The organism is Mycolicibacterium sp. TUM20985 (assembly GCF_030295745.1).
Classification (GTDB): domain Bacteria; phylum Actinomycetota; class Actinomycetes; order Mycobacteriales; family Mycobacteriaceae; genus Mycobacterium.
Map to the genome: position 1 here is coordinate 2772313 of NZ_AP027291.1, position 23211 is coordinate 2795523.

General features: G+C 67.5%; 26 protein-coding genes and 1 pseudogene. 18 read left to right on the plus strand and 9 right to left on the minus strand.

The annotated features are described in order from the left end of the window. Nucleotides 1–28: 28 nt before the first annotated feature. The 5 genes from malQ to QUE68_RS13665 all read left to right on the plus strand — a co-directional run bounded on the left by malQ (nucleotide 29) and on the right by QUE68_RS13665 (nucleotide 5242). Entirely contained in the window at nucleotides 29–2167 is a 2139-nt protein-coding gene (gene malQ, locus QUE68_RS13645) for a 4-alpha-glucanotransferase (RefSeq protein ID WP_286275695.1), read from the plus strand. Between the two features lie 65 nt (nucleotides 2168–2232). Beyond that, entirely contained in the window at nucleotides 2233–2667 is a 435-nt protein-coding gene (locus tag QUE68_RS13650; protein WP_284226657.1) for a hypothetical protein, read from the plus strand. 91 nt (nucleotides 2668–2758) lie between these two features. After that, nucleotides 2759–3661 (plus strand): metal-dependent hydrolase, encoded by a 903-nt coding sequence (locus tag QUE68_RS13655; RefSeq protein ID WP_286275696.1) that lies wholly within the window; start codon nucleotides 2759–2761, stop codon nucleotides 3659–3661. Next, complete coding sequence (locus tag QUE68_RS13660; RefSeq protein WP_284226659.1) at nucleotides 3661–4761, plus strand: PDR/VanB family oxidoreductase; 1101 nt, start codon at nucleotides 3661–3663, stop codon at nucleotides 4759–4761. Before QUE68_RS13655 ends, QUE68_RS13660 begins: the two co-directional genes overlap by 1 nt. A gap of 16 nt (nucleotides 4762–4777) precedes the next feature. Continuing rightward, entirely contained in the window at nucleotides 4778–5242 is a 465-nt protein-coding gene (locus QUE68_RS13665) for a nuclear transport factor 2 family protein (RefSeq protein ID WP_284226660.1), read from the plus strand. Here the strand turns inward: QUE68_RS13665 and QUE68_RS13670 are convergent. After that, on the minus strand, nucleotides 5217–5684 hold the full coding sequence (locus tag QUE68_RS13670; RefSeq protein ID WP_284226661.1) for an NUDIX domain-containing protein: 468 nt from the start codon (nucleotides 5682–5684) through the stop codon (nucleotides 5217–5219). The two genes, QUE68_RS13665 and QUE68_RS13670, sit on opposite strands and share 26 nt — an antisense overlap. After that, entirely contained in the window at nucleotides 5684–6226 is a 543-nt protein-coding gene (locus QUE68_RS13675) for a GIY-YIG nuclease family protein (protein ID WP_284226662.1), read from the minus strand. The genes QUE68_RS13670 and QUE68_RS13675 overlap by 1 nt, the downstream gene beginning before the upstream one ends. A 451-nt stretch (nucleotides 6227–6677) precedes the next feature. On the opposite strand from QUE68_RS13675, the gene QUE68_RS13680 reads away from it, so the two are divergent. From QUE68_RS13680 to QUE68_RS13690, 3 genes are all read left to right on the plus strand, one after another. After that, nucleotides 6678–8489, plus strand: a complete 1812-nt coding sequence (locus QUE68_RS13680) for an amino acid permease (protein WP_284226663.1) — start codon at nucleotides 6678–6680, stop codon at nucleotides 8487–8489. A gap of 12 nt (nucleotides 8490–8501) precedes the next feature. Further along, a complete protein-coding gene (locus QUE68_RS13685) occupies nucleotides 8502–9392 on the plus strand; it encodes a universal stress protein (protein WP_284226664.1) in 891 nt (296 codons plus the stop codon). Between the two features lie 80 nt (nucleotides 9393–9472). Next, nucleotides 9473–10282 carry an SGNH/GDSL hydrolase family protein gene (locus QUE68_RS13690; RefSeq protein ID WP_284226665.1) on the plus strand — a complete coding sequence of 270 codons (810 nt, stop codon included), beginning with the start codon at nucleotides 9473–9475 and terminating at the stop codon, nucleotides 10280–10282. On the opposite strand, the gene QUE68_RS13695 is transcribed toward QUE68_RS13690, so the two are convergent. From QUE68_RS13695 to QUE68_RS13705, 3 genes are read right to left on the minus strand one after another with little or no spacing between them, the layout of a single operon-like run. Then, nucleotides 10250–10636 carry a DUF732 domain-containing protein gene (locus tag QUE68_RS13695; protein ID WP_284226666.1) on the minus strand — a complete coding sequence of 129 codons (387 nt, stop codon included), beginning with the start codon at nucleotides 10634–10636 and terminating at the stop codon, nucleotides 10250–10252. The two genes, QUE68_RS13690 and QUE68_RS13695, sit on opposite strands and share 33 nt — an antisense overlap. A gap of 38 nt (nucleotides 10637–10674) precedes the next feature. Next, a complete protein-coding gene (locus QUE68_RS13700) occupies nucleotides 10675–11238 on the minus strand; it encodes a hypothetical protein (protein WP_284226667.1) in 564 nt (187 codons plus the stop codon). Between the two features lie 15 nt (nucleotides 11239–11253). Further along, nucleotides 11254–12048, minus strand: coding sequence for a nuclear transport factor 2 family protein (locus QUE68_RS13705; protein ID WP_284226668.1), 795 nt, complete (start codon nucleotides 12046–12048; stop codon nucleotides 11254–11256). A gap of 118 nt (nucleotides 12049–12166) precedes the next feature. Between QUE68_RS13705 and QUE68_RS13710 the strand changes: the two genes are divergently transcribed. From QUE68_RS13710 to QUE68_RS13720, 3 genes are all read left to right on the plus strand, one after another. Continuing rightward, nucleotides 12167–12520, plus strand: coding sequence for a hypothetical protein (locus QUE68_RS13710; RefSeq protein ID WP_284226669.1), 354 nt, complete (start codon nucleotides 12167–12169; stop codon nucleotides 12518–12520). 95 nt (nucleotides 12521–12615) lie between these two features. Next, the gene (locus QUE68_RS13715; RefSeq protein ID WP_284226670.1) at nucleotides 12616–13047 is read left to right on the plus strand and encodes a hypothetical protein; all 432 of its coding nucleotides are present in this window, start codon (nucleotides 12616–12618) and stop codon (nucleotides 13045–13047) included. A 47-nt stretch (nucleotides 13048–13094) separates the two neighbouring features. Further along, nucleotides 13095–14759 carry an acyl-CoA synthetase gene (locus QUE68_RS13720; RefSeq protein ID WP_284236055.1) on the plus strand — a complete coding sequence of 555 codons (1665 nt, stop codon included), beginning with the start codon at nucleotides 13095–13097 and terminating at the stop codon, nucleotides 14757–14759. Here QUE68_RS13720 and QUE68_RS13725 read toward each other — a convergent pair. From QUE68_RS13725 to QUE68_RS13735, 3 genes are all read right to left on the minus strand, one after another. Further along, nucleotides 14711–15277, minus strand: coding sequence for a hypothetical protein (locus QUE68_RS13725; protein ID WP_284226674.1), 567 nt, complete (start codon nucleotides 15275–15277; stop codon nucleotides 14711–14713). The genes QUE68_RS13720 and QUE68_RS13725 overlap by 49 nt on opposite strands. A gap of 90 nt (nucleotides 15278–15367) precedes the next feature. After that, nucleotides 15368–16270 carry a cyclopropane mycolic acid synthase family methyltransferase gene (locus QUE68_RS13730; RefSeq protein WP_454786259.1) on the minus strand — a complete coding sequence of 301 codons (903 nt, stop codon included), beginning with the start codon at nucleotides 16268–16270 and terminating at the stop codon, nucleotides 15368–15370. 80 nt (nucleotides 16271–16350) lie between these two features. After that, nucleotides 16351–16818: an SRPBCC family protein gene (locus tag QUE68_RS13735; protein WP_284226678.1), complete on the minus strand. Its 468-nt coding sequence runs from the start codon at nucleotides 16816–16818 to the stop codon at nucleotides 16351–16353. Between the two features lie 47 nt (nucleotides 16819–16865). Here QUE68_RS13735 and QUE68_RS13740 point away from each other — a divergent pair. The 6 genes and pseudogenes from QUE68_RS13740 (at nucleotide 16866) to QUE68_RS13765 (ending at nucleotide 22111) form a co-directional block, all read left to right on the plus strand. Beyond that, nucleotides 16866–17528 (plus strand): annotated as a pseudogene (locus QUE68_RS13740) (SDR family NAD(P)-dependent oxidoreductase). 304 nt (nucleotides 17529–17832) lie between these two features. Then, complete coding sequence (locus QUE68_RS13745; RefSeq protein ID WP_284226681.1) at nucleotides 17833–18417, plus strand: NlpC/P60 family protein; 585 nt, start codon at nucleotides 17833–17835, stop codon at nucleotides 18415–18417. A 139-nt stretch (nucleotides 18418–18556) separates the two neighbouring features. Further along, complete coding sequence (locus QUE68_RS13750) at nucleotides 18557–19204, plus strand: ABC transporter permease (RefSeq protein ID WP_284226683.1); 648 nt, start codon at nucleotides 18557–18559, stop codon at nucleotides 19202–19204. Continuing rightward, nucleotides 19197–20369: an ABC transporter ATP-binding protein gene (locus QUE68_RS13755; RefSeq protein WP_284226684.1), complete on the plus strand. Its 1173-nt coding sequence runs from the start codon at nucleotides 19197–19199 to the stop codon at nucleotides 20367–20369. Before QUE68_RS13750 ends, QUE68_RS13755 begins: the two co-directional genes overlap by 8 nt. Nucleotides 20370–20398: 29 nt before the next feature. Beyond that, nucleotides 20399–21148, plus strand: coding sequence for an ABC transporter permease (locus QUE68_RS13760; protein WP_454786362.1), 750 nt, complete (start codon nucleotides 20399–20401; stop codon nucleotides 21146–21148). A gap of 3 nt (nucleotides 21149–21151) precedes the next feature. After that, complete coding sequence (locus tag QUE68_RS13765) at nucleotides 21152–22111, plus strand: glycine betaine ABC transporter substrate-binding protein (protein ID WP_284226685.1); 960 nt, start codon at nucleotides 21152–21154, stop codon at nucleotides 22109–22111. A gap of 51 nt (nucleotides 22112–22162) precedes the next feature. Here the strand turns inward: QUE68_RS13765 and QUE68_RS13770 are convergent, their stop codons facing one another. Then, entirely contained in the window at nucleotides 22163–22348 is a 186-nt protein-coding gene (locus QUE68_RS13770; protein WP_284226687.1) for a hypothetical protein, read from the minus strand. 107 nt (nucleotides 22349–22455) lie between these two features. Here QUE68_RS13770 and QUE68_RS13775 point away from each other — a divergent pair, with 107 nt between their 5' ends. Continuing rightward, entirely contained in the window at nucleotides 22456–23184 is a 729-nt protein-coding gene (locus QUE68_RS13775; protein WP_284226689.1) for a peptidase, read from the plus strand. The last annotated feature ends 27 nt before the right edge of the window (nucleotides 23185–23211 follow it).

Below are 23211 nucleotides of genomic sequence, written 5' to 3' on the forward strand. Positions count from 1 at the left end.
TCCGTCCCTTCACGGCAAGATCACCCCCATGACTGAACTGCCCGGCTCATTGGTCGACCTCGCCCACCAATACGGCGTGGCGAGCACCTACGACGACTGGATGGGCGGTCACCGCGCGGTCGCCGAGTCGACGCTGGTCTCGGTGCTGACGGCGCTCGGCGTCGAGGCGGCCACCGAGGAGGAACGGCAGGCGTCGCTGACGGCTCGCGAGGGGGACCACTGGCGGCGCACGCTGCCTCCTGTGGTGGTCATGCGGGCTGGCCGGCCGACCTCGTTCTGGGTGCACGTGACCGACGGCGATCCGGTCGGCGGGTGGATCCGGCTGGAGGACGGCACGGTGCGCACGGGGTTGCGCCAGCTGCAGAACGACCGGCCGCCCTACGACCTCGACGGCCGGTCGATCGGCGAGGCCACGTTCGAGCTGCCCGCCGACCTGCCGGTGGGATACCACCGGTTGCACGTCGATGCCGGCGGCGTGGATGGTGATGCCGCGCTCATCGTCTCCCCGGCGGTGCTGAAGCTGCCCGCGTCGCTCGGCGGTGGGCGGACCTGGGGCCTGGCCACCCAGCTGTACAGCGTGCGTTCCGAAAGGTCTTGGGGCATCGGCGATCTGACCGATCTGGCCGATCTGGCGGTGTGGTCGGCCGCCCAGTACGGGGCGGGCTTCATCCTGGCCAACCCGCTGCACGCCGCCGCTCCGGCCGCGCCGATGGAGCCATCGCCCTACCTGCCGACGTCCCGCCGCTTCGTCAACCCGATGTATTTGCGGGTCGAGGCGATCCCGGAGTTCGCCTACGTACGTGACCGCGGTGGGCTGCGCAAGGCACGTTCGATTGCTCAAGCCAAGGCGAAGAAGGCTGCGCTCATCGACCGCGATGCGGCGTGGAAGAGCAAGCGCGCAGCGCTCGAGGCCGTCTACCGCGTGAGGCGGTCCGCGGGTCGCGAGCTGGCCTACGCGGCGTACCGGCGGCGCGAGGGACGCAGCCTGGACGACTTCGCCATCTGGTGCGCATTGGCCGAGAAGCACGGCAACGACTGGCACGGGTGGCCCGAGCGGCTGCAGCACCCGGCCGATCCAGCGGTGGCTGCGTTCGCGGTGAAGCGCGCCGACGCGGTGGATTTCCACCGATGGCTGCAGTGGCAGCTCGACGACCAGCTGACCGGCGCGCAGGCCACCGCGATCCAGGCGGGCATGTCGCTGGGCGTCATGCACGATCTGGCGGTCGGCGTCGATCCGAACGGTGCCGACGCGTGGGCGCTGCAGGACACCCTGGCGCTTGGTGTCAGCGTGGGCGCGCCGCCGGACGAGTACAACCAGCTGGGCCAGGACTGGTCACAACCTCCGTGGCGGCCCGACCAGCTGATCGAGCGGGGTTATGAACCGTTCCGCGCCTTGGTCAACGCGGTATTGCGGCACGCGGGCGGGCTCCGCATCGACCACGTGATCGGGTTGTTCCGACTGTGGTGGATCCCGAACGGCGCCGCGCCCACCGAGGGCACCTACGTGCGCTACGACCACGAGGCGCTGATCGGCATCGTCGCGTTGGAGGCGCAGCGGGCGGGCGCGGTCGTGGTCGGCGAGGATCTGGGCACCGTCGAACCGTGGGTCCGCGACTACCTCGACGAGCGGGGGCTGCTCGGCACCTCGATCCTGTGGTTCGAACTCGATCGCGACGGCGACGGCGGTCCGCTGCCCGCCCGCCGGTGGCGCGAGTACTGCCTGTCGTCGGTCACGACGCACGATCTGCCACCGACGGCGGGATACCTGGCGGGCGAACACGTGCGGATCCGGGAAGAGCTGGGGCTGCTGACCCGCCCGGCCGACGAGGAGCTGGCGCAGGACAGGGCCGAACAGGACGCGTGGCTCGCCGCGTTGCGCGCCGCCGAGCTGATCGGCGACGACCCGACGGTGGAGCAGGTCGTCAGCGCGTTGTACGGGTACCTCGGTCGGACGCCGTCGCGGCTGCTCGCGCTCGCGCTTCCGGATGCGGTGGGCGACCTGCGGGCCCAGAATCAACCTGGGACGACGAACGAGTATCCGAACTGGCGGGTGAAACTGGCCGGCCCGGATGGCACCGAACTGCTGCTGGAGGACGTGTTCACCGACCCGCGAGCCGCGGCGCTGGCCGCCGTGCTCGGAGCGCAGGTAACACCAGCGCGGGAGTGACCGAAGTTCTCCGTGAGGGCTGAACTGCGCTATGTTCGCAACGCACCGCGACACACGGAGGGCACGTGAAGAAGATTCTTGGACTGGCAGCCACCGGGCTGGTCATTCCCGCCGCCATCCTGGTCGGGGGCGCTTCGGCGGCCCTGCTCAGCCCTGCCGTGGCCGCGTCGGCTCCCGGCAACACCAACGCGCTGAACGTCGTGGGCGAGCCCTACTTCAAGGCCGTGAGCATCTTGAAGAGCCAGGGCGTCCGTGCGACGTTCGGCGGCTCGTTCGGCAGCGACCTGCCGCAGTCGCAGTGCATCGTGAGCCAGCAGAAGGCCACCAGCAAGAAGATGGTGCTGATGCTGGACTGCACGCAGGCCGCCGGTGAGGCGGCTGCGGGCTCCGCTGCGGAGCGTCCGTCTTCCGGTGTCGCCCCAGGTGCCGCCACACCGGCGCCCGGCGCAGGTCAGGGCACCTACGGCGGTCCCATCGGGGTGCCGGTCCCCGTCGGCTGACAGTTCAGCTATCCGGTACCTGCGTTCCCAGATAAGTCGCACAATCGCGTAGACTCCTCTCCCGACAGACGGCGATGAGGAGCAGACAGCCATGTTGCGACCGCAGCGTTTCCCCACCGAGGTCGACCCGGGCCCGGTACAGATCCAGGCCCGCCGGGTGCACTTCGACGTCGACGCGATCCCCCTGCACTGGATCCCCGACCACCCCGTCGCGTCCAACGTGATCAGCCTGCTGAACATCGTGCTGCCCGCCGCCGAGCGTTGGTTCGTCGCCGCGTACAACGAAGCGCTGCCGATGGTGAAGGACCCGAAGCTGGCGGAGGACATGCGCGGCTTCATCGGGCAGGAGGCCACTCACGCCGACGTGCACGACAAGGTGCTGCACGACTATCTAATCAACCACGGCGTCGACGTCAAGCCGCTCCTCGACCAGATCGAGTACGTCTTCACGAAGGTGCTGGCGCCCGACCCGTCGATCACCGATCCCAAGCGCAAGCTGAACCACCTGTGCGACCGGCTGTGGCTGATCGCCGCCATCGAGCACTACACCGCCGTGCTCGGCGACTTCTCGTTGAACTGTGCGTGGGACGACCACGGGGCCAACCCGACCATGGTGGACCTGTTCCGCTGGCACGGCAGCGAGGAGGTCGAGCACCGCATGGTCGCCCACGACGTCGCGCACTACTTCCACGACAGCTACGTGGACCGCATCCGCGCCATGATCATGGCCGTCATCTTCCTGTTCACCTTCTTCCAGCGCGGCGCCTGGTATCTGTCGAAGAACGATCCGACGTTCGACGTCGGCTGGTTCCGGATGCAGCGCCTGCGCATGCGGGACTCCAAGCTGGGACTGCTGCCGAAGTACCGAAAGTTGTTCGGCTCCAACACGTCCATGTACTTCCGTCCGGGTTTCTCGCCGGAGGAGATGGGTTCGACGGCGCAGGCCGTGGCGTACCTGGCCAGCTCTCCGGCGGCCCGCGCCGCGCACCTGTGATGTTCGATCGCTTCCGGCAGGCGCCACCGAGCGCGTCGGGGCGGTCCCGGCACGACCTGACGCTCGGCCTGGCGGACACCGTGGTCGCCGGTCTGTTCAATCTCTCCGGTGCGGTCCGCAACGTGGTGCCGCCACCGGACGTCGACCGACGCTTTCCGCTCGTCGTCGCCGACCGTCGCGTCGTCGCCCACGATCAGGACGTCATCGCGTTGACCCTCACCGCGCCGGACGGTGCCGCACTCCCCCGATGGCATCCAGGCGCCCACCTCGACGTGCACCTGCCCAGTGGCCTGGTGCGGCAGTACTCGCTGTGTGGTGACCCCGGGGTGACCGATTCCTACCGGATCGCAGTGCGGCGCATCCCGACTGGCGGCGGGGGGTCCGTCGAGGTGCACGACGCGTTGGCCTGTGGCGCGACGGTCACCACCAGCGGCCCGCGCAACGCCTTCCCGTTGACGGTGCCCGGGTACGGCTCGCCCGCCCAGCGCTTCCGGTTCATCGCGGGCGGCATCGGCATCACGCCGATCCTGCCGATGCTCGCGCAGGCGGAGCGACTCGGCGTGCCCTGGTCGATGGTCTACGCCGGCCGCAGCCGCGACACGTTGCCGTTCCTGGAGGAGCTGACGCGCTTCGGCGACCGAATCGAGATTCGCACCGACGACGAATGCGGTCTGCCCACGGCCGCCGATCTGCTCGGCGACTGCCCCGACGGTACGACGGTCTACGCGTGCGGACCTGCGCCGGTGCTGACGGCTTTGCGGGCAGCGCTGGCCGGGCGTGACGACGTCGAGTTGCACTTCGAACGCTTCGCCCCACCGCCGGTCGTCGACGGCACCGCGTTCTCGGCGGCGGTCGCGTCGACGGGTCGCTCCGTGCGGGTCGGCGGAGACGAGACGCTGCTGGCGGCGCTCAACCGCGAGGGCGTGCATGCGCCGTACTCGTGCCAGCAGGGGTTCTGCGGAACGTGCCGCACCCGGGTGTTGGCGGGCGTGGTCGAGCACCGCGACACCCTGCTCACCGACCCCGAGCGTGCCGCCGGGATGATGTTGATCTGCGTCTCCCGCGCCAGGGACGACGCTGATCTGCTCCTCGACCTCTAGCAGTTGACGGGTTGCCGTGACGTTGCACTGGGCCGACAGGCTTGCGTTGGCCGATTTGGTGCACCTCTACGCCGCGGCGGTCGACGACCGTCGCTTCGCCGACGCCGTCGAATTATTCACGGAGACAGCTGAATTGCACTTGCCCGATCCGCCACGCGAGCTGGACCCGGTCATCGTCAAGCGCGGCCGCGCCGGCGTCGGTGAGGCGATGGAGGCGCTCCGCGCGGTGCACCGTACCGAACACGCGATCGCCGGCGAGGTGTACGCCGCCGCGCCCGAACTCGGGTACGCGCTCGGTCGCATCACCTGCATAGCCCACCACTGGACCCGCTCGACGGAACAGGTGACGGACCTGGTGTGGCATCTGCGTTACGACGACGAGTACCTCAAGACGCCTGCCGGCTGGCGCATCCACGGACGGAAACTGACGATCAACGCGATCGAGACGCGCCCCGTCAGGCGTCTGCGAGACGAGCCATGAGGGCGTCGAGCAGCGGTCGCTGACCCTTCAGCAGCTTCACCCGGGCGTCGTCCACGGAACACCACGCCACGCGGTCCACCTCGGGAAACGTCCTGATCTTGCCCGACCCCTTCGGCCACTCCAGCTCGAAGGTATTGCTCACGCTATCGGTGACGTCGAGGTCGGCAGCGACGGCGAAGGCGGTGACGACCTTGCCGCCGGGTTGCTTCACCGGCGGCAGGTCGATCCGCGGGCCGTCGGGCACCGGCAGGCCGACCTCCTCGACGAACTCGCGTCGGGCCGCCACCCACGGGTCTTCGTCCTCGGTGTACTCCCCCTTGGGGATCGACCACGCGGCTTCGTCCTTGCGCGCCCAGAAGGGGCCGCCGGGATGGCCGATCAGGACCTCGATGCCGTCGGTGGCGGTTCGGTACAGCAGCAGTCCGGCGCTCGTCCGCGGCACTACCACTCCTTGAGGATGCGCAGCTTGTTGGCCTTCAGCACGGCGTCTCGCCGCAGTCGCTTCAACTCCTGCTGGAATGCGCTGTCGCCCTGCAGGTTCAGTGGCAGGACGAGGTCCGCGGTCAGCTGGTCCTCGAACAGCCACGGCTCGGGCCGCACCACCCACGACACCAGCGTGTTCTCCGCCATCCACTGGGTGAGCACGGCCTCGCCGCCCGCCAGCGTGATCTGTTTGCCCGAGCCCACGCGGCGCAGCTCCAGACCGAGCTCGGAGGCCAGCAGCACCCCGAGCGTCTTCCGCAGGGACGAACCCTCGGCACTGCCCCTGGCGCCCCCGAAGTGATAGCGGATCCGCTTGTAAAGATCCTGGCTCGCGGGCCGCTTCCCACTCGCGGGCGGCGGCGTCGGGCTGATCCCGACGTGTAGCAGGGTCAGCCCGTCGCGCACCTCGCAGCCGGCTGCGTCGACGGCCGTGGGAAGCGTGCGGAACCACCATCCGTACGCGCCGGGCGCCTGCGGCACGGGGCTCGGGTCGGCGAACACTTGCTCGCGCGTAAATCGCTGTGCATCAAGGAAATTCGCGACTGCATCCGCGTCCGGGCGTTCTGGCATACCTAAGCTTCCCATACCCACCGCGAGCCGGACTGCGAGTCGGTGGCGTGACCGCCTCTGCAACTCGGCATTACCGGTGACATCCGATTTCCCAGCGGCAGAGCGAAGCAGCCGTACCGGGACTTCCGTGGGGACGTGTCCAACTGCTTGGTCGAGGCCTGTCACGTGGATCAGCTTGAATCCCTTGCGATGTCCAATATCGCACGGTCGGGGTTCCGGAGGCCTAGGCTCGGAAACCTAGGGCGGTGGCGCTGGTGCCACGACCGGGTATGCGTCTGGGGCGGGACGGTTGAGATGTGCGAATCAACTAGTTCAAAGATTCTGTTGTACATGCCTTTTCGTCGCATGAATTCTTTCACCCCACGCTGCACAGGAGGATGACATGGGCGCGACCCCAACCCTGCAGAAGGCCCTCAGTCAGCGACAGCTGACGATGATCGCCATCGGCGGCGTCATCGGCGCCGGCCTGTTCGTCGGCTCCGGTGTGGTCATCGGCGATACCGGACCGGGCGCGTTCATCACCTACGCCCTCGCCGGCGTCCTGATCATCATGGTCATGCGCATGCTGGCGGAAATGGCGGTGGCCAACCCATCGACGGGATCGTTCGCCGACTATGCCCGCAACGCCATGGGCAACTGGGCTGGCTTCTCGGTGGGCTGGCTGTACTGGTACTTCTGGGTAATCGTCGTCGGCTTCGAGGCGATTGCCGGTGCCAAGGTCATCCAGTATTGGATCGACATCCCGCTGTGGTTATCCGCGTTGGTGCTGATGATCCTGATGACCGCGACCAACTTGTTCTCCGTGTCCTCGTTCGGAGAGTTCGAGTTCTGGTTCGCGGGCATCAAGGTCGCGGCCATCATCGCCTTCATCGGGCTGGGCGCGCTGTTCGTGCTGGGGCTGTGGCCGAACAAGTCGATGGACTTCTCGAACCTGTGGAGCCACGGCGGCTTCTTTCCGTTCGGCGCGATGGCGGTGACGGTGGGTGTGGTCACGGTGATCTTCTCGATGGTCGGCGCAGAGATCGCCACCATCGCGGCAGCGGAATCGTCGGATCCCGAACGTGCAGTGGCGAAGGCCGCCAATTCGGTGATCGTGCGCATCGCGGTGTTCTTCGTGGGCTCGGCGTTCCTGTTGGTGACGATCCTGCCGTGGAACGACGACGGGGTGGCCGCATCGCCCTTCGTCGCGGCGTTCACCGAGATGGGCATCCCCTACGCGGACCACATCATGAACGCCGTCGTCCTGACCGCGGTGCTCAGCTGTCTGAACTCCGGGATGTACACCGCCTCGCGCATGCTGTTCGTCCTAGCCGCCCGCCGCGAAGCGCCCGCCCAACTCGTCAGCGTGACTCGTCGCGGGGTGCCTGCCGTCGCGATTCTCACGTCCTCGGTGATCGGGTTCCTCTGCGTGATCGCCGCGGCGGTCTCACCGGACACCATCTTCGCGTTCCTGCTGAACTCCAGCGGCGCGATCATCCTGTTCGTCTACCTGCTGATCGCCATCTCCCAGATCGTGCTGCGGCGGCGCACCGAAGACTCGGAGCTCACGGTAAAGATGTGGCTCTTCCCGGTGCTGTCCATCATCACCGCCGTCGCGATCCTGGCGATCCTGGTGCAGATGTTCGTACAGGGTGGAGGCAACCGGGATGCGTTGATGCTCAGCCTGCTGTCGTGGGCGGTCGTCATCCTGGTCTACTTCGCGAATCGGTGGTTCATCAACCGTCGTCCCGAGGTCGAGGGCGCGGTCGCAAAGGGACGGCCGCACCGCGTGCTGGTGCTGGCCAATCAGCAGGTCCAGTCCCAGGAACTGCTCGATGAGTTGCGCCGCATCGACGCCGACAGTGCCACGACCTACTTCGTCGTCGTCCCGGCCAGCCCGATCGAGGCGGGTACCGCCGCGTCGCATGGTCCGCTGGACCTTCGGGAGGCGACGCTGAAGGTCGCCCAGCAGCGGCTCGACGGCACCCTGGCGACCCTTCGCACGGAGCACCTCGATGCCGACGGAGAGATCGGGGACTACCGACCACTGCGGGCCCTCGCCAAGGGCGTGGACTCGTTCCATCCGGACCAGATCGTCATCGCGACGCTGCCCCCCGAGGATTCGGTGTGGCACCGGTTCGACGTCGTGGACCGCGCCCGGGCGGAGCACGGTGTCCCGGTGACACACGTCGTGGCCGCTCCGGTCGTGGTCTGAGGGATCGCTCCGATGACCATCATCGCCGGTTTCAGTTCGAGCAGACAGGGTCCCGCGCCGCTCAACCTCGCTGCCCAGGTCGCCCGCGGTACGGGCGACAAGATCATCGCGACGGCCATCGTCGAACGGCCGTGGCCACCCAAGAACGACCCCGTCGAGAACGAGTACCTGGACTACGTCACCGCGCAGGCCGCACGGTCGCTCGACCGTGTGGTGGGCGACCTGGCCGACGGTCTCGACATCTCGACCGTGGTCCACCAGTCGACCTCGATTCCCACGGGTTTGATCGAACTGGCGGCCATGCACCAGGCGCACCTCGTCACGGTCGGGTCGTCGTCGTCGGGTCTGCTGGGCCGGGTGGGCCTCGGCAGCGTGACGGAGAGGCTCGTCCACACCGCGGCGGTTCCAGTCGCCATCGCGCCTCGCGGTTATGCCCCGGGAACCACGCCGGTGCGTCGACTCAGTGCAGCGTATGGCGGCGAGGCCGACGTGAACGGGCTCGTTGCGGCGGCTGCCGAACTCGCCAAGGAGTGGTCGGTACCGCTGCGGATCGTGACGTTCGCGGTGCGGCCGGTCCGGGTGTTCGCCGGGTCCATCGAGACGTCGGCCGAGGACCTCGTCGTGCAGCAGTGGTCGAAGCGGACCTACGACGACATCGTCAAGCAGCTCAACGTCGTTCGCGCCCGCATCCCGGTGCCCGATGTGGACGTGGTGGTCGGCAGCGGTCACGACTGGCGCGAAGCGGTGGAGGCCGTGCCCTGGCAGGCGGGCGACGTGCTGGTTCTCGGCTCGGGTGCGGCAGGACCGGCCGCTCACGTCTTCCTCGGCTCGGCCGCTTCGAAGATCCTGCGCCACGCCCCCGTGCCGGTGATGATCCTCCCGCGGCACCAGAGATCGCCGTAACCGGTTGGCATGTGCCTGGTTTACCGAGCGTCGGAGTGGCGTGCCGAGTGCAATCCGGAGTTCGCCGCTAGAGTGCCCTCGTGGCGGCTGAGTCTTACCACCGGTACGTGGCTCTCGGGGACAGTCAGACCGAGGGCCTGTGGGACGGTGACGACACCGCCGGGGTCAGGGGTTTTGCCGACCGACTGGCGGATCGGCTGGAGGAACTCCACCCCGGCGTCCGCTACGCGAACCTTGCCGTCCGCGGGCGGCGCATCCGTGACGTCCTCGACAATCAGTTGCCCGCGGCCGTCGAGATGCACCCCGATCTGATCACCAGCTGCATCGGGATGAACGACGTGACCCGCCCCGGCAAGACCTTCGGATCCGCGCTCGAGGACATCGACCTGCTGCACGACCGGCTCGCCGAGACGGGCGCCACGGTCGTGACGACCACGTTTCCCGATCTCGAGCAGATACTGCCGGTGGGCCGCGTGCTCGGCAACCGCGTGGTGGAGATGAACGCGGTCATCCGGGCGGCGGCGGCACGGCACGGCTTCCGGCTCGTCGACCTCTACGCGGCGGAGTCGATGGGCGATCCGGACGTGTGGAGTGCCGACCGCGTGCACGGGTCATCCGCGGGGCACCAACTCTTCGCTGCGGCCGCCGCCGAGGCGCTGGAACTGCATGGCAGTAATCATGATTGGGCCGTGTCGAAACCGGACGTGCTCACGCCGAACGTTCGGTCCCGGATGTACTCCCAGGCGATGTGGACCCAGAATCTGTTGATGCCGTGGATTTGGCGACACCTACGCGGGCTGTCCAGCGGGAACGACCGCGAGCCCAAGCGGCCGCGGCTGGAACCCGTGGCGGTCGAGTTAGAACCCGAAGCCGCCGAGGCTGTTGAGTAGGCCCAGCGGAATCGGGGACTCGCCGTTGCCCAGCGAGGTCATCACACTCGGGCAGAAGGCGGAGATCGCGAGCCCCGTGAACATGGTGGCGGGTCCCAGCGACATGCCGCCGGCGTCGGCGACCCTCGCGGCGGTGTCGGCCATGTCCTGGCCGGGCTGCGACAGCATCGGGCACACCGATCGGCCGAGTTCGACGGCTTGGCCGGGATCGACCATGCCGATGCCCGCGGTGCCCAGCGAATCGACGAAGTCGGTGGTGGGGTCGGCGGACGCGGGCGCCGCGGCCACGACGGCGGCGCAGAGGGCGCCGGTGGCCACCACGGCGAGGCGGGCGGTCAATGATGTGCTGCTCACGCCGACGAGAGTACGGCGCAGCGGTGGAATCCGGCCAATCAGACGCCGGTCCACACTTCGTCGATCTGGCCGCCCACGTCGATGACCTTCGCCTTCAGGGACTCGGGGCTGTCGATCTCACCGGCCACGTGCTGGGCGATGAAACGTTTGATCTCGGCGTCGACGCCGCCCACGATCCGGACCAACTCGGCGCGCAGCGTCGTCGACGTGATGTGGATCGAGATGTCGGACGGGCGAGGCTTCTCGACGTCGAGCACCAACGCCAGCTCGTTGACGGCGATCGCGGTGGCCTTCAGGGCGATCTCGCCGAAGACCTTGAAGCGGGGCTTGTCGATGCGCAGATCGATGACCAGTTCGATCTCCAGCGGGATGCGGATGTCGAAGGTGATCACTTCGCCGAGCTCCCGGGTCACCGAAGGATCCTGCACCTTCACCTTCGCGGTGACTTTCGCGATCTTGCCCGGACCTTGGGCCATCGGGCCCATGGAGAATTCCTCGCCCGCGATCTGCCCGATCGCCGCGCCGACGCGCTGCTCGGTCACCGCGAGCTCGAAGAACCTGCGGCCGAATTCCTCGTAGGTCATGGTGTCGTAGTCAGACATGGTCCAGTTACCTTGTCACGTCCACTGGTCGTCGGCGAACACTCTCACCGCTCGGGTTCGCGTCGGTCGGGTGTCGACGTCGGCGAAGAGGATCATCCGGTGACCGTCGCGCTGCACTCTGGCCGCCACGGAGTGCCCGGCCCGAATGATCCCGTCCCACTGCGCGCCGTGCAGTCGGGCGACCAGTTCGGAGGTGCCGAGGTGCTCGAGGTCTCCGCCGGTGACGTGCGCGCCGGATAGCCGTCGCTTGACGGCTACCTGGTCGCCCGCGCAGGCGTCGTCGAGCAGGCCGGCCACGTGTTGCTTGGCGCGGCTGGTCGCGCCGGCGAAGCCGGCCAGGAACCCCGCCGTCCCGGTCGCGCCCTGGTTCCGCAGGAGCGCCCGCGAGAGCCGCAGCCCCGCGGGCAGGGCGCCGAAGCCGCTGCGCACGAACTGCCACATCATCGCGGGGAGTTCCCAATACGCTTGCAGACGATCGATTTTCAGCGATTCGTCGAGGTCGTAACGCAGGATGGCGGGGATCTGCATGGTCACCGACGGACCCATGCGCACCTCCAGGGTCAGGTCGCGAATCACCGTCGACCCGCTGACGATGTCGAGATGGCGGTGGAAGGTGATGTCCCGCGGGCCGATGAACGTGTCGTAGAAGCGTCCGATCTGGGCGCGCCCGCGATGCGGTCGGGAGCCGACGGGATCTTCGATGCGGGCGTCCGCGGCGAACAGGCCGACCCACCCCGCCCGGTCGTGGGCGCCCGCGGCCAACGGCGACCGTTCGACGGCGGCGATCATCTCGGCCTGGGTTGCGGACATACCCCTTCACTTACCACCGTCGGTGGCCGCCCGGGAGCGTCGTGGCGAACTTCGCGTGCGACCTGCACACTGGTGGGATGCGCGTCGGTGTCGAGTCGGCGCAGACGAGGAGCACGTCATGAGCCAGAATCCGTTCGGAATCGACCCCGAGGACTTCGACCGCGCGATGCGGGAAGCGAGCGACGGTCTGAAGGACGCCATCGGCCGGCTGGGCAAGCAGGCGGGCTGGGCGACGCTGCTCGACGAGTTCACCAGGGGCCCGCGGACGAAGTCCGAGCCGGAGACGACGGGCGAGACGGGTGACGGCGTCTGGTCGATCTACACCGTCGACGACGAGGGCGGCGCCCACATCGAAGAGGTGTACCCGACGGAGCTGGACGCCTTGCGCGCCAACAAGAACAACACCGACGCCGGCCGCAAGGTGCGGTTCCTGCCGTACGGCATCGCAGTGAGCGTCCTCGACAGCGAGTGACCCGCGGTAGCGCCTCGATCGAAAGCGCACGGCTCCCCGGCGGAACCCGTTAGGCTTTGCCCGCAACGTCGGCGTGCTCCAGGAGGCTCATCATCATGTTTCGCGAACTGACGGTCGCCGCGGCGGTCGCCGGGGCGGCCATCGCACTGGCGCCGTCGGCAGTGGCCGACCCGGGTCCGATGTTCCCCGACAACCCTGGCCTCTACGACACGTCGGCCACCGACGTGCCCGGCATGCGTTACGACGCCGGCCTCGGTGCGCCGTGTGACAACTATCAGCTGTTCACGTTCGGTCGCAGCCGCGGCGGATCGACGGTGGTGTGCCACTACATCCCGAACCAGTGGCCGCCGGTGTACACCGGTTTCTGGGTGTCGTCGTACCCGCTGAAGGGCGTCCAGGAGATCGGTGCGCCGTGCGATGGCCCCAAGGGTGCCGCTCAGGCGCCCGACGGCCGCCCGATGGTGTGCCTCGGGGCGCAGGGCTGGCAGCCGGGCACGTTGACCGGAGCCGGGTTCTTCCCCGGCTGATCGAACCGCGGCCATACGGATGTCGCACACCTGTATGGTCGACTGCCATGGGTAGTGGGACTAACTTCAATCTCTCCGACGTCTTCGGCACGGTCGCCCAGGCGATCCCGGAGGAGACGTTCCTGGTCTGGCGTGGTCGCCGGCTGTCCTACGGCGAGGTGGACCGCCGCGTCGAGGGTTTCGCCAATTACTTGACGTCGGTCGGCCTCGGCTGCCACGCCGAACGGGATGCGCTGGCGGGTCACGAATCCGGGCAGGACCACCTCGGCATCTACCTGCGCAACGGCAACGAGTACCTCGAGGCGATGATCGGCTCGTTTCGGGCCAGGGTTGCGCCGTTCAACGTCAGCTACCGCTACGTCGAGGACGAGTTGCTCTACCTCCTCACCGACTCGCGGGCCAGGGCGTTGGTGTACCCCGCTGAATTCGCCCCGCGGGTGGCCGCGATCCGCGACCAACTGCCGGACCTGCGGGTGCTCATCCAGGTCGCCGACCACTCCGGTCATGACCTGCTGCCCGGCACCGTGGACTACGAGACCATCCTCGCCACCCCCCGACCCGACGGGGGCTTGCCGACACCGTCGGGCGAGGACCTCTACGTCCTCTACACCGGTGGCACGACCGGCATGCCGAAGGGTGTGCTCTGGCGTCAGCACGACATCTTCCTGTCCTCGATGGGCGGCCGACCGTGGGGCAGTGAGCAGCCCTTGGCCTCCTACGACGAACTCGCCGACAAGGCGCGCGCCTCGGCGGGCGCGATGTCGATGATGATGATCCCGCCGTTCATGCACGGCGCCGCCCAGTGGGCGGCCTTCAACGCCGTCACGATGGGCGGCCGGATCGTCATCCCCGACGACGTCGAGCGGATGCGGCCGGCCGAGGTGCTGCGGCTGGCCGTCGAGGAGAGGGTGCTCAGCCTGCCGGTGGTCGGCGATGCCATCGCACGGCCGCTACTCGACGAGATCGAGGCCGGTGACTACGACCTGTCGGGCTTGTTCACCATCACCAACGGCGGTGCCCCGCTGTCTCCGACGGTCCGCGAGCGCATCCTGGCCGCCCTGCCGCATCTGATGCTGCTCGACGCGGTCGGTGCCTCGGAGTCGGGCGCCCAGATGAGCACCGCGACGACGGCGGGTACCGAGACCCAGGCGGCCACCTTCACCCCGCAGTCCGACACCGCCGTGGTGTCCGCGGAGCTCGACCGGGTGCTGCAGCCGGGCGAGGGCCGGGGCTGGCTGGCCCGCCGCGACCTGATTCCGCTGGGGTACCTGGGCGACGAGGCGAAGACGGCCAAGACCTTCCCGACGATCGGTGGGGTGCGCTGGTCGGTGCCGGGTGATCGAGCGAATGTGTTGCCCGACGGGCGAATTCAGTTGCTCGGCCGTGACTCGGTGACCATCAACTCCGGCGGGGAGAAGATCTTCGTCGAAGAGGTCGAGCGGGCGATCGCCGCGCATCCCAGCGTGTACGACGTCGTCGTCGTCGGTCGGCCGTCGGATCGGTGGGGCAGCGAGGTGGTCGCCGTGGTGCAGTTCGCGGAGGGTGCCGAGGCCACCGACGAGGAGCTCGTCGAGGTATGCCGTACCTCGATCGCGCGCTACAAGATCCCGAAGGCGTTCATCACGACGTCGAAGGTGGTGCGCTCCCCCGCGGGCAAGGCCGACTACCGCTGGGCCAAGGACGTCGCGACCGCCGGCGTCAGGTCCGAGTAGGCGCGGAGGCTGGTCCGGCCACGGAAGGTCTCCGTGGGGCCGACGGCTTCCGAGAGCCCGAGCGCCGCCAGGGCATGTCCCTTGAACACGCGACCGGCGGAGCTGAGTTCGTGCTCCACGACGTCCAGACCGCGCTCGATGCCGTCGGGCCGGCCGTGGCCCCAGATCAGGACCTCGCCGATGCCGCGCTTCATGGCGTGCAAGACGTCCGCCCGCAGCGCCGAGTCGGCGTTGACGGCCTCGGCGGAGGCGGCCAACGCCACCAACTGAGTGGGTGCTCCGGCGTCGTCGTCGGGTTCCCGCGGCGAGGTGCCCACGCCGAGGATGTGCAACGGGCGCGGGTCGCCGTCGCCGGTGACCACGACGTTGACGTCCCAGCCCGCCATGGACCGGTCGAAGAGCCAGCCGCCGGCGGAGCGCACCAGGTCGACGACGTCGGAGGCAGTGACGTCGAGCAGGTATCTGCCCGGCCCGGTCGAGTTGGTCTTGGTGCTGTCACCAAACGTCCGTGCGCTCATCGCATTCCACCTCTTGGGCTGATCGTGGGGTTGGTCGACCCTACCGCGGCATCAGCCTCGAGCGTGACACTTTTCGAGCGATCTGTAAAGCTACTTCGACAGCGTGAACTGACAGAGGTTCGTGTAGCCCCTGTGGAAGAGGTCCGCGCAGCCGGTCAGGTACTTCATGTACCGCTCGTAGACCTCGTCGGATTGCAGGGCGATCGCCTCGTCCCGCCTGGCCTCCAACGCTGCCGACCAGATGTCGAGGGTCTTGGCGTAGTGCGGGCCGAGCTTGTGGATCCGGTCGATGGTGAAGTCCATCTCGGCGCAGAACTTCTCGACCTCGGCGATGACGGGGATCTGGCCGCCGGGGAAGATCTCGTCGCTGATGAACTTGGTGAACCGCAGCAACGACATGGTCACCGGGAGGTTGAGCTCTTCGCGTTCCTCGGGGCCGGCGCGGGTGATGGTGTGCAACAGCATGATGCCGTCATCGGGCAACGCCTGGTGGGCCATCTCGAAGAAGCGTCCGTACCGGTCGTAGCCGAAGTGTTCGAACGCGCCGATCGACACGATGCGGTCGACGTGGCCGTCGAACTCCTCCCAGCCCATCAGCTCGACGCGGCGGCTGCGCTCAGTCGGCAGGTCGGCCAGGAGCTTCTCGACGTGGGCGGCCTGGTTGCGGCTCAAGGTCAGGCCGACGACGTTGACGTCGTACTTCTCGACGGCCCGCTTCATGGTGGCGCCCCACCCGCAGCCGATGTCGAGCAGCGTCATGCCCGGCTCGAGGTTCAGTTTGCCCAGTGACAAGTCGATCTTGGCCAGCTGCGCCTCGTGCAGGGACATGTCGTGGCGCTCGAAGTAGGCGCAGCTGTAGGTCTGGGTCTCGTCGAGGAACAGCCGGAAGAAGTCGTCGGACAGGTCGTAATGGGCTTGAATGTCGTCGAAGTGCGGCTTCAAGTCTTGCTTCTGCTGGTTCGCACTCACGGCGCCTCCTCGTCTCTGCGCCACGCGGGCGTCGCTGTTGCATGGGCCGCAGCAATGCTACGCAGGGTAGCTGCGCACGCCCACCGAAGATGCCCGCGTAGGCCTCAGCGAAAACATCGACCGATGCCCGCGAGCATCTCGGCATGCGCCTCGACCGCTTCTCTGGCGGTCATCGCGGCCAGTGGTCGCGGCGCTTCGACGACCAGCCGCTCGGTGACGCGGGTACCGCCCTCCACCTGCTCGAACGACACCACTCCGGCGAGGCGGACGTGGGGGAACTGCCGCGCCTCGGTGAGCACGTCACCGCTGCGCGGGACGTGCACCGTGGCGGTGTAGGTGATCCCCAGCGTGAACGGTCCGACGGGAATGCGGTCACGGACTCGATAGATCTGCGTGTACGCCTCGGCGGTCTCATCGCGGCGTAGGGCCTCCACCGAGACGACCAGCGGGTGCAGCTTGACGATGTTGTTCAGATCGCAGTAGAAGTCGCGGACTGCGGCGGGCTCGGCGGGCACCACGTCGGACACGACGTGCTCGCTGCGAGTGAGCCACCAACTGCCGCTTCGTGCCACGGGGAGAACCTACCTTCTCTAGACGTTCCGGACGGTAGGTTGACGCCATGGCGGTGCAGCGCGCGGGTGGCGGTGCGCTGTCCGACCGCGTGGTCATCGTGACGGGTGCGGCGCAGGGCGTCGGTAAGGGTATCGCCGGCGCACTCCTCGAGCGCGGCGCCTCGGTGCAACTGGTCGACAACAACGCCGATGTGCTCGCCGCGACGATGGACGAGATCGCCTCGGCTACTGGGCTTTCCGCGTCCCTGATCGCCGACCTGCGAGATCCCGACAGTCCTGGGATCATCGTCGATGCGGCACTGAGCAGGTTCGGCCGGGTAAATGCGTTGGTGAACAACGCCATTGCCACGAATGAGCCAAAGGCGTTGGTGGACATCACGTCCGAAGACTACGACCTGGTCTTCGACGTCGGACCGCGGGTGAGGGAGTGATCGTCAACCTCGGGTCGGGTTCGGGAACCGGTGGTCAATCGCGCTTCGCGGCCTATGGTGCGGCGAAGGAGGCCATTCGCGGACTCCCCCGGTGTGCAGTTCTGGCAGGACATTGCGCCCAAGGACTATGACCGGGCGCTTCGCGGGGTGCCGCTGGGACGGGTCGGACGCACTCGTGAGGACATTGGAGCGGTAGTGGCGTTCCTGATCAGTGCTGACGGTGCGTTCATCACGGGCCAGACCATCATGGTCGACGGCGGAATGGGTGTCTTTCGTTGATGGGACGCACGTTTCGTCATGCCTGGACTGAAAGCGGTTGTCCGAGCTCTTCATTGGCAGCACCCCCGTTTGCTTGACCGATTCAGAAGAAGCGGAAGTGGTCTCTGACATGCACTTTCGCCACATGGCCTTAGCATTTGGCGAATTGCATTACGCTGCAATCGGGATCGGAATCGACGGCCGTCGGTGAGTCGAACCGGCTCTGCTGCAAGCGAATTTGCGACGCAGGCCATCGCGCAAGTCAATCGTGAGTGCTGCCACACATTTTGGTGTTGATCAAATCCCATTGCTAGCGTCCAAAGTCATGATCGATGCTATTGCGACCACAGCCCTGTTGACTCTGGTCAATCAAGTTTCGGATACGCCGTACCGCACTGGGGGCGACTCGCCCTCCGGTACGGACTGCTCGGGATTGGTGTCATGGGTGGCCAACGCGGCTACCGGACGACCGATCTACGGCGATCGTTTCCATACCGGCAACGAGGAGCAGGCCCTGCTGGCCCGCGGCTTTCAATACGGCACCCAGCCCGGCGCCTTGAACATCGGCTGGAACTCCGGCCATACGGCGGTCACGCTGCCCGACGGCACGCCCGTGTCCTCCGGTGAGAGCGGCCGCGGGGTCCGGGTAGGTGGCGGCGGTGCCTTCCAGCCGCAGTTCACGCGGCACATGTACCTTCCGGTCGCGCAGCCACAGCCCGTCGAGGATCCGATGGCTCCGCCGCCCCCGTTCGACCCGTTCGCGCCGGCACCCCCGGCGCCGGGCCCCGCCGACATCCCTGCGGTCGACGTGGTGAACGCCGAGCTGCCGCCACCGCCGCCCGGACCCGAGGCGCCGCCTCCTGGACCGGAGCTTCCGCCCGCCCCCGACGCGGGTCCCATCACCATCTAGACAATCCGTTTCCCCGCTCCAGACCCCCGGACGGCCGCCGCTGGCGACCGTCCGGGTTTTGTCTTGGCAAACGCTGGGTACACGCGTCCTGGCATTTTGGGCAAAGCATATTGGGCACACGGAGGGCCAGACCAACGACATGGGGTTCATCGACTTCGTCAGCGACCGGTGGTCGGTGCTCTCGTTCCTGGCCTATCAGCACATGAGCCTCGTCGTTCAGACGCTGCTGTTGGCCACCGCCGCCGCCATCGCGGTCGGCGTCCTCGTCTACCACTCGCGGTGGGGCCTGGCGTTCGGCAACGCGCTGACGTCCATCGGGCTCACGATCCCCTCGTATGCCCTACTCGGCGTGCTCGTCGGCATCGTCGGCATCGGTGTGCTGCCCTCGGTCATCATGCTGGTGTTCTTCGGCTTCCTGCCGATCCTCCGCAACGTCCTGGTCGGGTTGAATGGCGTGGATCCCGCACTCGTCGAATCGGCGCGCGGCATGGGAATGAGCCGTTTGACCACCCTGGTGCGCCTCGAACTGCCGATCGCCTGGCCGGTCATCATGACGGGCGTTCGGGTCTCGGCGCAGATGCTGATGGGCATCGCCGCCATCGCCGCCTATGCGCTGGGCCCAGGGCTCGGCGGCTACATCTTCTCCGGCATCTCCCGCACCGGCGGGGCGAACGCCACCAACTCCATCGTCGCGGGCACCGTCGGGATCCTGATCCTGGCCGTCGTCCTCGACACCGTGCTCAACCTGATCACCCGACTCACCACCCCGAGGGGGATTCGTGTCTGACACCCGTGCGCAGTCCAACGGCGGCGCCCGTATCCGGCTGGAAGGCGTCACCAAGCAGTACGACCCGAAGACCCCACCCGCGGTCGACGACATCACGCTCGAGATCGCGGCCGGTGAGATCGTGATGCTGGTCGGTCCGTCGGGCTGCGGCAAGACGACGACGATGAAGATGATCAACCGGCTCATCGAGCCGACCAGTGGTCGCATCTTCATCGGTGACGACGACGTGACCCACCGCAACGCCGACGAGTTGCGCCGCCACATCGGCTACGTCATCCAGGGCGCCGGGCTGTTTCCACACCTCACGGTCGGCGACAACATCGCGATCGTGCCGCGCCTGGTCAAGTGGGACCGCAAGCGCATCTCGGCCCGCATCGACGAGCTGCTCGAGCTGGTCAACCTGGAACCGGGCAAGTACCGCGACCGCTACCCGCGCGAGCTCTCCGGCGGGCAGCAGCAGCGGGTCGGGGTGGCGAGGGCGCTGGCCGCCGACCCACCCGTGCTGTTGATGGACGAGCCGTTCGGTGCGGTGGACCCCATCACCCGGCAGCGGCTGCAGGACGAGTTGCTCCGGCTGCAGGAGGAGCTGCGCAAGACCATCGTGTTCGTCACCCACGACTTCGACGAGGCGGTCAAGCTCGGCGACAAGATCGCGATCCTGCAGCAGGGCTCCCGCATCGTCCAGTACGACACCCCCGAGGAGATCCTGGCCAACCCGGCCGACGACTTCGTCCGAGGTTTCGTCGGTCATGGAGCGGCCCTCAAGCAGCTGACCCTGACCCGGGTCCGCGACGTCGACCTCAACGAGGCGGCCGTCGCGCGGGTCGGCGGCGATCCAGCGGAGGCCGTGCGGGCGGCCCGGGGCATGGACCGGGAGTACGTGATCGTGCTCGACGACCTGGACCGTCCGCAGCGCTGGCTATCCGTCGACGAGCTGGCCGACCCGAAGGCGTTGACGACCGTGCCGCGCAACGAGAACCTCGAGGTGGTCAGCCTCGCCTCTACGCTGAACGACGCGCTCGACACGATGCTGACGTCGTCGCACGGCGTGGTCGTGGTGACCGGACGCCGCAATGCGTACCAGGGCGTCATCGGCGTCGAGACCATCATGGACGCGATGGGTGCTCTTCGCGGCGCCTCGGCCCGGGTGGAGCCGGCGTCGTGACGGCCGCCGTCCCGGACGTCGTGGTCGAACTGGAGGCCTCCTCGGCGGCGTCCGTCAGGCCGGGCCGGCTGCGCTGGGTGCTGCAGCCGCTGCTCTGCGTCGCGGCGGTCACCGCCGCGCTGATCTACGTCAACGTCGCCGACATCTCGGAGTCCGAGAAGCGGTCGCTATCGGTGTCGGCGCTATTGACCCTGCTGCGCGAGCACCTGGTGATCAGCCTCGCCGCGACGCTGCTGACCTGCGTGGTGGCCATCCCGGTCGGCGTGGCACTGACCCGTGGGCCGATGCGTCGCTTCGCCAAGCCGATCATCACGGTGGCCGGCTTCGGCCAGGCCGCCCCCGCGATCGGGCTGATCGCCCTCGGCGCGGTGCTCTTCGGGATCGGCAGCGTCGGTGCAATCGTGGCGCTGACGGTGTACGGCGCGCTGCCGATCATCGCCAACACGGTGGTGGGCCTCGACGGCGTCGACGCCCGGCTGGTCGAGGCGGCCCGCGGGATGGGCATGTCGGCGCGGTCGACGCTGCTGCGGATCGAGCTGCCGCTGGCGCTGCCGGTCATCATCGCCGGGGTACGCACGGCGTTGGTGCTGATCGTGGGAACGGCGGCGCTGGCGTCCTTCACCGGAGCCGGTGGCCTGGGCCAGTTGATTACGACCGGAATCAAGCTGCAGCAGACGACGACGCTGATCGTCGGCGCGATCCTGGTCGCCGCGCTCGCGTTGGCCATCGACTGGCTGGCGCGCGTGGTCGAGATGATCGCCTCGCCGAAGGGACTCTGAGCCATGTTGCGACGGTTGTCGACGTATGGGGTGGTGCTACTCCTGGGCGTGGTGCTCGCAGGCTGCGGTCTGCGGTCGGCGAGCGGAGCCGTCTTGGAGGCGAAGCCGGGGGCGATCCAACACTACGACTCGCTCGAAGGGGTCAAGATCACAGTTGCTGCGAAGGACTTCACCGAGCAGTTGATCCTCGGCAACATGCTGTCGATCATTCTGGGTGCGGCCGGGGCGGACGTCACCAATCTGACCAACACGCCGGGCAGTTTCGGAGTCCGGCAGGCGATGCTCAACGGCGATGCCGATGTCTCCCCCGAGTACACCGGTACCGGCTGGATCAACTACCTGGGCAACGAGCAGCCGATCAAGGACGAGACGCAGCAGTGGCTGGCCGTCAACGATGCCGACAAGGCGAACGGCATGACGTGGTTGCCGCCAGCGCCGATGAACAACACGTACGCGTTCGCGATCCGCGAGTCGGAGGCGCAGCGGCTCAACGTCACCAAGCTGTCCGACCTGGCGCGGCTGCCGCGCGAGGAGCTGACGTTCTGCGTGGAGAGCGAATTCGCCAGTCGCAACGATGGATTCGTGCCGATGCTGGAGGCCTACGGCCTGTCCCGCGACCGGCTCGGTACGGTCACCAATCTCGACACGGGTGTCATCTACACCGCGACGGCCGACGGCGACTGCAACTTCGGTGAGGTGTTCACCACCGACGGCCGCATCCCGTCGCTGGACTTGCGGGTGCTCGAGGACGACCGGCAGTTCTTCCCGCTGTACAACCTGACCGAGGTGATCAGCGGCGATCTGCTGAGCGCACATCCGGAGTTGGCCGACATCTTCGCGCAGCTCAATCCGAAGGTCACCAACGAGGTCATGCTGGCGCTCAACGCACGGGTCGACAACGACGGTGACGACCCCGCTCTGGTCGCCCGCGAGTGGTTGATCGACGAGGGCCTGCTCACGTAGTCGCGTTCAACGGTGGAGATTGCCAGTCACCAGTACTGCCCTGAGCGGCAGCTACTTTCGCATCCGCGCGCCGAAACCGGCGATGCCGACGCCGATCAACGCGGTGATGGGTCCGATGATGGACCACGTGGTGGTGTTGGACATCGGGCTGCCGCCGACGATGCCGAAACCCTGCAGGGCCCACAGCACGCCGAAGCAGGCGAGGAGGACACCGAGACCCAGGACGACTATGCGCATGGTTCGACACTAGACGGTGTGGACGGCACCCGGTGTAGCGTCAATTGCGTCACCTCGATTGAACATCCGCCGCATCGGCGACACCGTCGCACACGAAGGCTTGTTTCTTGACCTACTGCATTGGCGCCATGTTCGACGACGGAATCATCTTCGCTTCGGACTCACGCACGAATGCCGGCATGGACAACGTCCTCAAGTTCTGCAAGATGACGGTGTTCGAGCGCCGCGGCAACCGCGTGATCGTGCTGCTCAGTTCGGGCAACCTCGCCGGAACCCAAGCCGTGATCAGCGTTCTGAGGCAGCGCTGCGCCGATGGCGACGCGGCGACCAACGTGATGGGCGCGCGCACGATGTTCGACGTCGTGCGGTTGGTGGCCGATGCGATGCGCGAGATCGAGAAGCATGATGCCGGTCACCTCGCGCAGAAGGAAGTCCGCTTCAACGCGTCGTTCATCGTCGGCGGGCAGATCGACGGCGAGCCCATGCGGTTGTTCCGGATCTACGCCGAGACGAACTTTATCGAGGCCGGCGTCGAGACGGCCTTCTTTCAGACCGGTGAGACCAAGTACGGCAAGCCGATCCTCGATCGCGTGTTCACGCGCGACACTCCCCTCGCCGATGCCGCCAAGTGCGTGCTGGTGTCCTTCGATTCGACGATGCGCAGCAATTTGTCGGTGGGCATGCCAATCGATCTGCTCTGCTACGAAAAAGACAGTCTCGCAGTGACTTTGCGACGCAAGTTCGACGTCGGCGATCCCTACTTCACGGCGTTGAGTCAGGAGTGGGGCGAGGGGACGCGGCAGGTGTTTCGGCATCTGCCCGAATTGCACTGGTGAGTGCCGTCACGATGAATAGGGGTTGAT

What these genes read in the sequence shown, in the direction of transcription:
- malQ (WP_286275695.1), top strand. Translation starts at nt 29, where the DNA reads ATGACTGAACTGCCCGGCTCATTGGTCGACCTCGCCCACCAATACGGC.
- QUE68_RS13655 (WP_286275696.1), top strand. Translation starts at nt 2,759, where the DNA reads ATGTTGCGACCGCAGCGTTTCCCCACCGAGGTCGACCCGGGCCCGGTA.
- QUE68_RS13660 (WP_284226659.1), top strand. Translation starts at nt 3,661, where the DNA reads ATGTTCGATCGCTTCCGGCAGGCGCCACCGAGCGCGTCGGGGCGGTCC.
- QUE68_RS13680 (WP_284226663.1), top strand. Translation starts at nt 6,678, where the DNA reads ATGGGCGCGACCCCAACCCTGCAGAAGGCCCTCAGTCAGCGACAGCTG.
- QUE68_RS13685 (WP_284226664.1), top strand. Translation starts at nt 8,502, where the DNA reads ATGACCATCATCGCCGGTTTCAGTTCGAGCAGACAGGGTCCCGCGCCG.
- QUE68_RS13700 (WP_284226667.1), bottom strand. Translation starts at nt 11,238, where the DNA reads ATGTCTGACTACGACACCATGACCTACGAGGAATTCGGCCGCAGGTTC.
- QUE68_RS13705 (WP_284226668.1), bottom strand. Translation starts at nt 12,048, where the DNA reads ATGTCCGCAACCCAGGCCGAGATGATCGCCGCCGTCGAACGGTCGCCG.
- QUE68_RS13710 (WP_284226669.1), top strand. Translation starts at nt 12,167, where the DNA reads ATGAGCCAGAATCCGTTCGGAATCGACCCCGAGGACTTCGACCGCGCG.
- QUE68_RS13715 (WP_284226670.1), top strand. Translation starts at nt 12,616, where the DNA reads ATGTTTCGCGAACTGACGGTCGCCGCGGCGGTCGCCGGGGCGGCCATC.
- QUE68_RS13720 (WP_284236055.1), top strand. Translation starts at nt 13,095, where the DNA reads ATGGGTAGTGGGACTAACTTCAATCTCTCCGACGTCTTCGGCACGGTC.
- QUE68_RS13725 (WP_284226674.1), bottom strand. Translation starts at nt 15,277, where the DNA reads ATGAGCGCACGGACGTTTGGTGACAGCACCAAGACCAACTCGACCGGG.
- QUE68_RS13745 (WP_284226681.1), top strand. Translation starts at nt 17,833, where the DNA reads ATGATCGATGCTATTGCGACCACAGCCCTGTTGACTCTGGTCAATCAA.
- QUE68_RS13750 (WP_284226683.1), top strand. Translation starts at nt 18,557, where the DNA reads ATGGGGTTCATCGACTTCGTCAGCGACCGGTGGTCGGTGCTCTCGTTC.
- QUE68_RS13765 (WP_284226685.1), top strand. Translation starts at nt 21,152, where the DNA reads ATGTTGCGACGGTTGTCGACGTATGGGGTGGTGCTACTCCTGGGCGTG.
- QUE68_RS13770 (WP_284226687.1), bottom strand. Translation starts at nt 22,348, where the DNA reads ATGCGCATAGTCGTCCTGGGTCTCGGTGTCCTCCTCGCCTGCTTCGGC.